Origin of the sequence: Brevundimonas diminuta 3F5N (assembly GCF_900163625.1) — a bacterium.
Taxonomy (GTDB): Bacteria; Pseudomonadota; Alphaproteobacteria; order Caulobacterales; family Caulobacteraceae; genus Brevundimonas; species Brevundimonas diminuta_A.
In genome coordinates, this window is the sequence record NZ_FUIE01000062.1 from 1 (window position 1) to 12,002 (window position 12,002).

The 12,002-nt window shown below is 67.1% G+C and carries 10 protein-coding genes; 8 read left to right on the top strand and 2 right to left on the bottom strand.

The genetic code is table 11. The features are described 5' to 3' along the window. Positions 1–55 precede the first annotated feature (55 nt). The gene (locus FM111_RS12055; protein WP_087141188.1) at positions 56–946 is read right to left on the bottom strand and encodes a LysR family transcriptional regulator; all 891 of its coding nucleotides are present in this window, start codon (positions 944–946) and stop codon (positions 56–58) included. A gap of 101 nt (positions 947–1,047) precedes the next feature. On the opposite strand from FM111_RS12055, the gene FM111_RS12060 reads away from it, so the two are divergent. Then, the gene (locus FM111_RS12060) at positions 1,048–3,315 is read left to right on the top strand and encodes a malate synthase G (RefSeq protein ID WP_256968248.1); all 2,268 of its coding nucleotides are present in this window, start codon (positions 1,048–1,050) and stop codon (positions 3,313–3,315) included. A gap of 21 nt (positions 3,316–3,336) precedes the next feature. Here the strand turns inward: FM111_RS12060 and FM111_RS12065 are convergent, their stop codons facing one another. Next, positions 3,337–4,680, bottom strand: coding sequence for an MFS transporter (locus tag FM111_RS12065; RefSeq protein ID WP_087141189.1), 1,344 nt, complete (start codon positions 4,678–4,680; stop codon positions 3,337–3,339). A gap of 187 nt (positions 4,681–4,867) precedes the next feature. On the opposite strand from FM111_RS12065, the gene cyoA reads away from it, so the two are divergent. The 7 genes from cyoA to FM111_RS12100 are packed head-to-tail and all read left to right on the top strand — an operon-like array spanning position 4,868 to position 11,838. Then, positions 4,868–6,082 carry a ubiquinol oxidase subunit II gene (gene cyoA, locus FM111_RS12070; RefSeq protein WP_087141190.1) on the top strand — a complete coding sequence of 405 codons (1,215 nt, stop codon included), beginning with the start codon at positions 4,868–4,870 and terminating at the stop codon, positions 6,080–6,082. Between the two features lie 14 nt (positions 6,083–6,096). Further along, complete coding sequence (gene cyoB, locus FM111_RS12075) at positions 6,097–8,109, top strand: cytochrome o ubiquinol oxidase subunit I (protein ID WP_087141191.1); 2,013 nt, start codon at positions 6,097–6,099, stop codon at positions 8,107–8,109. 4 nt (positions 8,110–8,113) lie between these two features. After that, positions 8,114–8,758 carry a cytochrome o ubiquinol oxidase subunit III gene (gene cyoC, locus FM111_RS12080; protein ID WP_087141192.1) on the top strand — a complete coding sequence of 215 codons (645 nt, stop codon included), beginning with the start codon at positions 8,114–8,116 and terminating at the stop codon, positions 8,756–8,758. Next, positions 8,755–9,141: a cytochrome o ubiquinol oxidase subunit IV gene (gene cyoD, locus FM111_RS12085; protein ID WP_087141193.1), complete on the top strand. Its 387-nt coding sequence runs from the start codon at positions 8,755–8,757 to the stop codon at positions 9,139–9,141. The genes cyoC and cyoD overlap by 4 nt, the downstream gene beginning before the upstream one ends. Positions 9,142–9,167: 26 nt before the next feature. Then, complete coding sequence (locus FM111_RS12090) at positions 9,168–9,932, top strand: SURF1 family protein (RefSeq protein WP_087141194.1); 765 nt, start codon at positions 9,168–9,170, stop codon at positions 9,930–9,932. Continuing rightward, positions 9,929–11,278: an ATP-binding protein gene (locus FM111_RS12095; protein ID WP_256968249.1), complete on the top strand. Its 1,350-nt coding sequence runs from the start codon at positions 9,929–9,931 to the stop codon at positions 11,276–11,278. Before FM111_RS12090 ends, FM111_RS12095 begins: the two co-directional genes overlap by 4 nt. A 23-nt stretch (positions 11,279–11,301) precedes the next feature. Further along, positions 11,302–11,838, top strand: a complete 537-nt coding sequence (locus FM111_RS12100; RefSeq protein WP_087141195.1) for a response regulator transcription factor — start codon at positions 11,302–11,304, stop codon at positions 11,836–11,838. Positions 11,839–12,002: the final 164 nt, after the last annotated feature.

Sequence of the window (12,002 nt, forward strand, 5' to 3'; positions counted from 1 at the left end):
CACCCCTCATCCGTCCGGCTTCGCCGTCCACCTTCTCCCTCAAGGGGAGAAGGGGTCATTTGTCCCACTCCGGCGTCTCTCCGTAGAGGCCGGACAGAAAGTCGATGAAGGCGCGGACGCGGGTTTCGGCCCGCGCCCGGCCCGCCGTCAGGGCGAAGATCGCCACGTCCGACGATCCTGAATATTGTGGCAGCACCACCCTCAGCCGCCCGTCGCGCAGTTCATCGCCGACGTCCCATGTCGAGCGCAGGGCGACGCCGCCGCCCGCCAGCGCCAGTTCACGCGCCACTTCGCTTGAGTTGGTCCGCACCCGGCTGCGCGCGCGAAAGACGACGGGGCCTTCGGGGCCTTCCAACCGCCAGGTCGACTGGTTTTCGGCCGCCAGCTGGGCGTGGCGGCGCAGGTCGTCCAGACTGTTCGGCGCGCCGTGCTCGGCCAGATAGGCGGGCGAGGCGCACAGCACCCGCCGGTTCGGCGCCAGACGATGCATCAGCGGATCAGCCGCCTCATAGCTGCCGATCCGCACCGCCACGTCCACGTCCTCGGCCATCAGATCGACGAAGGCGTCGGTCAGGTTCAACTCCAGCGTCAGGCGGGGCTGCGCCGCCAGAAACGGCTGGAGCAGGGGCGCCAGCCGTCGCCGCCCGAACGAGGTCGGGGCCGAGACGCGCAGCAGGCCGCGCGCCTGGGTCGTGCGGCGCGACACCACGGCCTCCAGATCCTCGACCCCCTCTAGCAACTGCGCCGCGCGGTCATAGACCAGCCGCCCCGCCTCGGTCGGGGCCAGACGGCGTGAGGTGCGCTCGATCAGCCGCACCCCCAGCCGGTCCTCCAGCCGCGCCAGCCTGCGCGAGGCCACGGCGGGCGACAGGTCCAGCCGACGCGCGGCGGCGGACAGGCTGCCTTCCTCCAGCGCACGGACGAAGATTTCATACTCGGCCAGCATGGCGGGGTCTCATCATTGTGTATTTTGCAAAGATAGATGTCTTTCTTCGCCGTGGATAGCGAAGCAGGGCGCGACTAGTCTGGGCGATGAAGGAGACCGCCATGTTCGACGCCCCCAAGACCTCCGCCGACGCCTATGTCCGCCACGGCAGCCTGAAGGTGGCCGCCGAGCTGGACGCCTTCGTGCGCGATCAGGCGACGCCGGATACGGGCGTGAGCGCCGCAGCCTTCTGGGCCGGTGTCGAGGGGCTGCTGGCCCAGTTCGGCCGACGCAACCGCGACCTGCTGGAACGCCGCGATCAACTTCAGGCCAAGCTGGACGACTGGCACCGGGCCTATCCGGGCCAGCCGGATCAGGCGGCCTATCAGGCCTATCTGCGCGAGATCGGCTATATCGAGAACGAGCGCGACGGCGTGAGGGCCGAGACGGCGAACGTCGACCCTGAGATCGCCACCATGGCCGGGCCGCAGCTGGTCGTGCCCCTGACCAACGCCCGCTATCTGCTGAACGCGGCCAATGCGCGCTGGGGCAGCCTGTATGACGCGCTTTACGGTACGGATGCGCTGGGCGAGGCGCCCAAGGCGGGCGGCTATGACGTCGAGCGCGGCGCCAAGGTCATCGCCTGCGCCCGCGCGTTTCTGGATCAGGCGGCGCCGCTGGCGACCGGATCGCACGCTCAGGCGACAGCCTATCGGGTCGAGCATGGCCGGCTGATCGTGATGCTGGACGGCGGGCTTGAGACGGGGTTGGCGGGCGCGGAGGTGTTCGTCGGCTATTCCGGTGCAGCCAATGAACCGTCGGGCGTTCTGCTGCGCCACAACGGCCTGCATCTGGAGATCGTCATCGACCGCGCGCACCGCATCGGCCGGGACGACCCGGCGGGCGTCGCCGACGTGCTGGTCGAGGCGGCCCTGTCGGCCATCGCCGATGCCGAGGACAGCGTCGCCGCCGTCGATGCGGCGGACAAGCGGCTGGTCTACGCCAACTGGCTGGGCCTGATGCGCGGCGACCTTCAGGCCGATTTCGAGAAGGACGGGCGCACCGTCGAGCGGCGCCTGAACCCGGACCGCCTCTATACGGCGCCCGATGGATCGACGCTGGCGCTGAAGGGGCGCAGCCTGATGCTGGTGCGCAACGTCGGCCTGCACCTGACGACCGACGCTGTGCTGGACGCCCACGGGCGCGAGACGCCGGAGCATCTGCTGGACATCGCCATGACGGGCCTGATCGGCCTGCACGACCTGCGTCGTCCGCCTGAGGCGCGCAACAGTCCGGCGGGCTCGGTCTATGTCGTGCGGCCCAAGATGCAGGGCTCGGACGAGGTGGCCTTCACCGACGAGCTGTTCGGCGCCGTCGAGGTCATGCTGGGCCTGCCCGCCCTGACGCTGAAGATGGGCATCATGGACGAGGAGCGCCGCACCAGCGTCAATCTGATGAACTGCATCGCGGCGGCGAAGGGCAGGGTGGTCTTCATCAACACCGGCTTCCTGGATCGCACGGGCGATGAGATCCACACGGTGATGGAAGGCGGCCCTGTCGTCCGCAAGGAGGCGGTGCGCGAGACCGGCTGGATCAAGGCCTATGAGGACCGCAACGTCGACATCGGCCTGAAGGCAGGTCTGTCGGGCCGGGCGCAGATCGGCAAGGGGATGTGGGCCGCGCCCGACCGCATGGGCGACATGCTGGCGGCCAAGGCGGGCCATCCGCGCGCGGGCGCCTCGACGGCGTGGACGCCCTCGCCGACGGCGGCGACCCTGCACGCCCTGCATTATCATGAGGTCGACGTCTGGGCGCGTCAGGCCGAGATCGCCAAGCGCGCGCCGACCGGCCTGACGCCTTTGCTGACCCCGCCGTTCATGACGGGAACGCCGGGCGATGACGAGATCCGGCAGGAACTGGACAACAACGCGCAGGGCATCCTGGGCTATGTCGTGCGCTGGGTGGATCAGGGGGTGGGTTGCTCCAAGGTGCCGGACATCCACGACGTGGGCCTGATGGAGGATCGGGCGACGCTGCGCATCTCCAGCCAGCACCTGGCCAACTGGTTGCGTCATGGCGTTACGACCGAGGACGCGGTCATGGAGGCGCTGAAGCGCATGGCTGTGGTCGTGGATCGCCAGAACGCGGGCGATGCGGCCTATCGCCCGCTGGCGCCCGCCTATGAAGGCCCGGCGTGGCAGGCGGCCTGCGACCTGGTGTTCAAGGGCAGGGAACAGCCGAACGGCTACACCGAACACCTGCTGACCCATTGGCGCCGCAAGGCCAAGGCGCAGGGCTGCCCACACACCACCGCGCTCAAACAGCGAGGCGCCGCGCGTCGAGCAATAGCGCAAACAAAAGGGGCGCGACCGGGTGGCCGCGCCCCTTGATCTTGGGCCTTAGAGAAGGCCCTACGCCTTGGCGCCCGCGCGGCCCTTGGCCAGTTCGCGGTTCAGCCACAGGGCCAGCAGGGTGCAGATGGCGCCCGACAGCAGATAAGCGCCGCCCGCCACCAGGCCGAACTTGCCCGACAACGCCAAGGCCGCCAGCGGGGCGAAGCCAGCGCCGAACAGCCAAGCGAGGTCTGACGTCAGGGCCGAGGCGGTGTAGCGGTTGGTCAGGCTGAAGCTGGAGGCGATGGCGCCCGAGGCCTGGCCGAACGACAGACCCAGCAGGATGAAGCCCAGGATCATATAGGTCAGCTCGCCCGCCGGGCCGCCGTCCAGAAGCTGGGGCGCGAAGCCCGAGAAAGCGGCGATGCCCGCGGCCGTGACGGCCAGCAGCGCGCGGCGGCCGTAACGGTCGGCCAGCCAGCCCGAGGCCAGGATGGCGAACAGGCCGAAGACGGCGCCGATCAGCTCGATCATCAGGAAGCGGCTGGGCGCCTCGTCGGTGTAGAGGAAGACCCACGACAGCGGGAACACCGTCACCATGTGGAACATGGCGAAGCTGGCCAGGGGGGCGAAGGCGCCGATGACGATACTTCCGCCTTCTTCGCGCACGGCCTTGGAGACGGGGGTAGGGTGCAGCTCCAGCGTCTCGAAGGCGGCCTGGAAGACGGGCGTGACCACGATCCGCAGGCGCGCGAACAGGGCCACCACGTTGATGGCGAAGGCCACGAAGAAGGGATAGCGCCAGCCCCAGTCCATGAAGTCGGCGGCCGACAGCTTGCTGAGGAAGTAGGCGAACAGGGCGCTGGCGACGATCAGACCGAAGGGCGCGCCCAGCTGCGGCACCATGGCGTACCAGCCGCGACGCTTTTCGGGCGCGGCGACGGCCAGCAGGGAGGCCATGCCGTCCCAGGCGCCGCCCAGGGCCACGCCCTGGCCGATCCGCAGGGCGATCAGCATGGCGGCCGACCAGTGGCCGACCTGCGCATGTCCCGGCAGGAAGCCCAGGCAGACGGTCGACAGGCCCAGCAGGAACAGGGCGATGGTCAGCTTGGTCCCGCGCCCGAAGCGCCGGTCGACGGCGATGAACAGGGCGGTGCCGAACGGCCGGGCGATGAAGGCCACGGCGAAGACGGCGAAGGACAGCAGCGTCCCGCCCAGCGGACCCGCATAGGGGAAGACCAACTGCGGGAAGACCACGACCGAGGCGATGGCGTAGACGAAGAAGTCGAAGAATTCCGACGTCCGGCCGATGATGACGCCGATGGCGATTTCGCCCGCGTCGATTTTGCCGTCTCGCGCGTTGATCCGGCTGGCGTCCCGTTCGAGGGGCTCTGAAGAAGGCGCGCCGCTGGCTGCGTTCATGACCGATGAGGCTCCAGGAACCGGGGCGCACGCGCGCCCGCGACAGTAGAATGTTGAAACAGCCCCTTTGCTCCCGATGGTCGGAACAGGGGATAGGGCAGATTGTCCAATGTCGCCTGTTCGGGGGCGGGGTTACGGGGCCTGCAAGATGACCGTGCCCTTGCCTCGAACCTCGACTGGAGCCGCCGTGCGCCGACTGCGCCCCCTGTTGCTGTTGCCCCTTCTGGCCCTGCTGCCCGGCTGCGAGGCCGTGGTCTTGGCGCCCGCCGGCGACATCGCCGCCCAGCAGCGCGATCTGCTGGTCTGGTCGGTGGTGCTGATGCTGATCATCGTCATTCCCGTGATGGCGATGATCGTCTTTTTCGCCTGGAAGTATCGGGAATCGAACCGGGAGGCGCGCTACGAGCCGGACTGGGATCACTCGACCCATCTGGAGCTGGTGATCTGGGCCGCACCGCTGCTGATCATCATCTGCCTGGGCGCCATAACCTGGGCCGGGACGCACCTGCTGGACCCCTATCGCCCGCTGGACCGCATCGCCGAGGGGAAGGCCGTCCCCGAGGATCACCGTCCGTTGCAGGTCGAGGTGGTGGCGATGGACTGGAAATGGCTGTTCATCTACCCTGAATACGGCATCGCCACCGTGAACGAACTGGCTGCGCCGGTTGATCGGCCGATCCGCTTCCACATCACTTCGACCGGGGTGATGAACTCCTTCTACATCCCCGCCCTGGCCGGTCAGATCTACGCCATGCCGGGCATGGAGACGAAGCTGCACGCCGTCATCAACCGTCCGGGCGAATACGTCGGCTTCTCGGCCAACTATTCCGGCGACGGCTTCTCGAACATGCGGTTCGCCTTCCATGGTCTGGATCAGGCCGGGTTCGACCAGTGGGTCGCGGGCGTGCGGGCCTCAAACCAGGGCCTGGATCGCGACACCTATCTGGAGCTGGAGAAGCCCAGCGAGAAGGTGCCGGTCCTGCACTACGCCTCGGTCGACGACCGCCTGTTCGACGCCGTGGTCAACATGTGCGTCGAGCCGGGCAAGATGTGCATGGGCGAGATGATGGACATCGACAAGAAGGGCGGTCTGGGTCTGGCGGCGGTCAAGAACACCTTGCCGCTGGTCTATGACAAATACGCCCGTCGCGGCGACGCCGTGTTCGGCGCCGGCGAGTCCTATGTGATGACGCTGTGCACGCCGTTGGAGGCCGAGGCCGCCGCGGTCGAGGCCGCGCGCCGTCGTCAGGCCTTCGGCGAGGACGTCGTTCGCGACACGCCGCTGAACCGGGTCATGGGGCAGGGGCTGGAACGCCCCGGCCGATCCGAGCCGGGCGAGCGTCTCGCCTCCCTCTTCTCCGCGCCTTCCACGGCGTCCGCGCCCGTCGCGTCGCAATCCTGAGCGCCTGAACGATCATGACTGTCGAACATTCCACATCGCCGCTTCTGGGCCGGTTGAACTGGGACTCGCTTCCGTTCCACGAGCCCATTCTGGTCGCCACCTTCGCCGTCGTCGTCATCGGCGGTCTGGGGATGCTGGCCCTCATCACCCGCTACAAGCTGTGGGGCTATCTCTGGACGGAGTGGTTCACCACCGTCGACCACAAGAAGATCGGGATCATGTACATGATCCTGGGTCTGGTCATGTTCCTGCGCGGTTTCGCCGATGCGGTCATGATGCGGATTCAGCAGGCCATGGCCTTCGGCGGGTCCGAGGGCTACCTCAACGCTCACCACTACGATCAGATCTTCACCGCCCACGGCGTGATCATGATCTTCTTCGTGGCCATGCCCATGATCACCGGCCTGATGAACTATCTGGTGCCGTTGCAGATCGGGGCGCGGGACGTCTCCTTCCCCTTCCTGAACAACTTCAGCTTCTGGATGACCACGATGGGGGCCGTGCTGGTCATGGCCTCGCTGTTCATCGGCGAGTTCGCGCGCACCGGCTGGCTGGCCTATCCGCCGCTGTCGGGCATCGGCTACAGCCCCGGCGTCGGGGTCGACTACTATATCTGGGCGCTGCAGGTCGCGGGGGTAGGGACGACCCTGTCCGGCATCAACCTGATCGCGACCATCGTGAAGATGCGCGCGCCGGGCATGGGCCTGATGAAGATGCCGGTCTTCACCTGGACCTCGCTGTGCGCCAACGTCCTGATCGTCGCCTCCTTCCCGATCCTGACGGCGACGCTAGTGCTGCTGTCGGCGGACCGCTACATCGGCACCAACTTCTTCACGAACGACTTCGGCGGCAACCCGATGATGTACGTGAACCTGATCTGGATCTGGGGCCACCCGGAGGTCTACATCCTGATCCTGCCGCTGTTCGGCGTGTTTTCCGAAGTCACCTCGACCTTCTCGGGCAAGAAGCTCTTCGGCTACACCTCCATGGTCTATGCGACGGTGGTCATCACCATCCTGTCCTACCTGGTGTGGCTGCACCACTTCTTCACCATGGGCTCGGGCGCGTCCGTGAACTCCTTCTTCGGGATCACGACGATGATCATCTCGATCCCGACAGGGGCCAAGTTGTTCAACTGGCTGTTCACCATGTACCGCGGCCGCATCCGGTTCGAGCTGCCGATGATGTGGACGGTCGCCTTCATGCTGACCTTCGTGATCGGCGGGATGACGGGCGTCATGCTGGCGGTGCCGCCGGCGGACTTCGTGCTGCACAACTCCCTGTTCCTGATCGCTCACTTCCACAACGTCATCATCGGCGGGGTGCTGTTCGGCCTGTTCGCCGCAATCAACTACTGGTGGCCCAAGGCTTTCGGCTTCAAGCTGGAGAAGAAGTGGGGGCTGGTCAGCTTCTGGTGCTGGGTGGTCGGCTTCTGGATGGCCTTCATGCCGCTGTACGTCCTGGGCTTCATGGGCGTGACGCGGCGGATGCGGGTCTTCGACGATCCGGCCTATCAGATCTGGTTCATCATCGCGGGCGTGGGCGTGGCGATCATCGCCGTCGGCATCCTGGCCATGTTGATCCAGTTCGCCGTCAGCATCATCAACCGCGACAAGCTGCGCGACGAGACGGGCGACCCCTGGCGCGGCCGCACCCTGGAGTGGGCCACCTCGTCGCCTCCGCCGGACTACAACTTCGCCAAGACGCCGATCATCCACGACGGCGACGCCTGGTGGGACATGAAGGCGCGCGGCTATGAACGCCCGACCGAAGGCTTCAAGCCGATCCACATGCCCTCCAACACCGGGGCGGGGTTCATCCTGTCGGCGCTGTCGCTGATCTTGGGCTTTGCGCTGATCTGGTACATCTGGTGGCTGGCGGCGGCGAGCTTCGCGGCCCTGATCGGCTACGCCATCTTCCACACCTTCAACTACAAGCGCGACTACTACATCCCGGCCGAGACGGTTCAGGCGACCGAGGACGCGCGCACCAAGGCCCTGGCGGCCGCAGCAGCGACGCAGGGGTGATCCGATGAGCCACGCACCTTCCCTCAACCCCGACTATGTCGACGACGCCGGGCGGCCGATCTTCCACCCGGTAGAGGAGCCGCACCACCCGGAAGGCCACAGCACCATGCTGGGCTTCTGGATGTATCTGATGAGCGACTGCCTCATCTTTGCGATCCTGTTTGCTGTCTACGCCGTGCTGGGCGGCAACTATGCGGCGGGTCCGGCGCCCAAGGATCTGTTCGACCTGCCGCTGGTGGCGGTGAACACGTCGATGCTGCTGTTCTCGTCGATCACCTACGGCTTCGCCATGCTGGCGATGTACCGCAACAAGGTGGCGCAGACGCAGGCCTGGCTGGCGATCACCGGCCTGTTCGGCCTCTGCTTCCTGGGGATCGAGCTCTATGAGTTCGCCCACATGATCCACCTGGGCGCCACGCCCCAGCGCAGCGGCTTCCTGTCGGCCTTCTTCATCCTGGTGGGCACGCACGGCCTGCACGTCACCTTCGGCATTATCTGGCTGGTCACGCTGATGATCCAGGTGAGTCAGAAGGGCCTGATCCAGGCCAACAAGCGCCGCCTCATGTGCCTGAGCCTGTTCTGGCACTTCCTGGACGTCATCTGGATCGGCGTCTTCACCTTCGTCTATCTGTTCGGGATGCTGCGATGAGCGCTGAAGCCCAAAACGAGCACGCCGTGGACCATCACGACGATCACCACGGCGACGACCACGATCACGGCACCTACAAGGGCTATCTGATCGGGTTCGGCCTGTCGGTCGTGCTGACTGCCATTCCGTTCTGGCTGGTCATGGCCGGGGTGCTGGCGCCGCAGTTGACGGGTCTGATCATCACGGCCTTCGCCGTGGTGCAGATCGTGGTGCACATGATCTTCTTCCTGCACATGAACCATAAGTCCGAGGGCGGATGGAACATGCTGGCGCTGATCTTCACCCTGGTGATCGTGGTCATCGCCGTCGCCGGTTCGGTCTGGGTCATGTATCACCTGAACACCAACATGATGCCCGTCCACGACATGCAGGGGATGGGCTGAGCCCTCTCGCACGCGGAGACCGCCGTTTGACGCCATCGGCCCCCGATCCGGTTCCCGGCCCGGTTTCACGCCGTCGACGGGTCGCAGGGCTGGCGGCGTTCACCGTGCTGATCGCGGGCTTTTCGGCGCTGGGCGTCTGGCAGGTCCAACGCCTGGCGTGGAAGCAGGAGCTGATCCGCCAGGTCGACAGCCGCATCCACGCCGATCCTGTCCCGGCGCCGGGGCCGCAAGGGTTCGGCGCCGTGACGCGCGAGGCGGACCAGTACCGCCGCGTCACGACCGACGGCCGCTTCGCGCATGACCGTGAGGTCCGGGTGAAGGCGGTGACGGACCTGGGGCCGGGTTTCTGGGTCGTGACGCCGCTGACGGACGCGCGGGGCTTCACCGTCCTGATCAACCGAGGCTTCGTCCCGGCCGAGCGCGCGGCGCCCGAAACCCGCGCCGAAGGACAGGTCGAGGGGCCGGTCTCCGTCACCGGTCTGTTGCGGATCAGCGAACCGAAGGGCGGCTTTCTGCGCGACAATGATCCGACGGGCGATCGCTGGTTCTCGCGCGATGTGGCGGCGATCGCTGGGGCCAAGCAGTTGAGCGGCCCGGTTGCTCCCTATTTCATCGACGCCGACGCGACGCCCAATCCGGGCGGCTGGCCGCGCGGCGGGCTGACGGTGGTGCGGTTCGCCAACAGCCATCTGGTCTACGCTCTGACCTGGTTCGGCCTGGCGCTGATGTCGGCGGGAGGCGCGGTGCTGTGGCTGCGCGAGGAGCGGCGTCGTAGGCTGGGGAGCCGATGATGCAGACCCAGACCCTGAGCCGCTTCGCCCGCACCCTGATGGGCATGGACGCCAACGCCGAGACGCCGGTGTCGCCGGGCGCGGCCGGGCGGCGCAACATGCTGCTGCTGATCCAGTTGCGCTGGCTGGCGGTGATCGGTCAGGTGGCGACCATCGTCATCGTCCATTGGGGCCTGGGCATTCACCTTCCGCTGGGGCCGCTGCTGCTCGCGCCCACGGCGCTGGCGGTGATGAACCTCGTCAGCGCGCCGGTGACGCTGCGACGCAAGGTCGTGACTGACCCTGAGATCCTGCTGGCCCTGTGCGTCGACGTGGCGGCGCTGAGTTGGCTGCTCTACTTCAGCGGCGGGGCGACCAATCCGTTCGCGGCCCTGTATCTGATGCAGGTGGTGCTGGCGGCGGTGCTGCTGCGCCCGGCCTACGCCTGGGGCTTCGTGCTGGCGACCGGGGCCTGCCTGGCCTTCCTGGCGATCTGGCGGCAGCCGCTGGACCTGCCCGCCGGGGCCGATGCGCGGCTGGGTCTGATCCAGCAGGGCGCCTTGATCAACTTCATCCTGATCGCCGTGCTGCTGGTGGCCTTCGTCACCCGCACCAGTCAGAACGTGCGCGCCCGCGACGCCTATCTGGCCGAGGCCCGACAGCAGGCGGCGGAGCAGGATCACATCGTGCGCATGGGCCTGCTGGCCTCGGGCGCGGCGCATGAGCTGGGCACGCCGCTCGCCTCGCTCTCGGTCATTCTCAGCGACTGGCGGCGGATGCCCGCGCTGAACCGCGACGACGACCTGGTGCACGACATCGAGCAGATGCAGGCCGAGGTCGAGCGCTGCAAATCCATCGTCACCAACATCCTGATGTCAGCGGGCGAGGCGCGCGGCGAGGCGCCCACCGTCACCACCCTGAAGGCCTTCCTGCAGGAGATCATCGCCGAGTGGTCCGACAAGTCGGGCGAGGCCATGCGCGTGACCCTGGACGGCCCGGCGCCCGGCAATCCGAGCATCATCGCCGATCCGGCCCTGAAGCAGGTGTTCAGCGCGCTTCTGGACAACGCCCATGAGGCCGGGGCGCGGAACCTGGAGGTGCGGGCCGCGGCTGACGCGGGCGGGCTGTTCATCGCCTTCGAGGACGACGGACCGGGCTTCTCTTCAGCGATCCTCGAGAAGCTGGGCCAGCCCTATCAGTCGACCAAGGCGCGGGCGGGCTCGGGCCTGGGGCTGTTCCTGCTGGTGAATGTGATGCGCAAGCTGGGCGGGACGGTCGTGGCCGTGAACCGGCCCAGGGGGCAGGGCGGCGCTGCCGGCGCCATGGTGCGGCTGACCTTGCCGATCGACGCCCTGGCCCCGAAATAAGAGGCCTGGAAAGAGGGAATGACATGACCGACGAACCCCGCCAGCTTCTGATCGTCGAGGACGACGAGTCCTTTTCGCGCACCCTGCGTCGGTCGTTCGAGCGGCGCGGCTATCAGGTCGTTTCGGCGCACAGCCACGATCAGATGGTCGAACTGCTGAAGACGCATCATCCGGACTACGCCGTGGTGGACCTGAAGCTGGGAACGGCGTCAGGCCTGACCTGCGTGCAGACGCTACACGCCTTTGATCCCGACCTGGTGATCGTGGTGCTGACCGGCTTCGCCAGCATCGCCACGGCGGTCGAGGCGATCAAGCTGGGCGCGCGGCACTATCTGGCCAAGCCCGCCGGCACCGACGCCATCGAGGCCGCCTTCGGCCGCGAGGCGGGCGATCCCGACGCGCCCCTGACGGCGCGCTCGACCTCGATCAAGACGCTGGAGTGGGAACGCATCCACGAGGTGCTGGCCGAGACCGACTTCAATATCTCCGAGACCGCGCGGCGACTGGGGATGCACCGCCGCACCCTGGCCCGCAAGCTGGAGAAGCGGCAGGTCAGCTGAGCCAAACACCGCGCTCATCCCTACCTCGCCGTCATTCTCGGGCTTGACCCGAGAATCCAGCAAGCACGACGGCGACCGCATCGACCCATGCCTGTTCAAAGGTTGAGGGGCTGGATTCTCGGGTCAAGCCCGAGAATGACGGCGAGGTAGGGATGAGCGCGGTG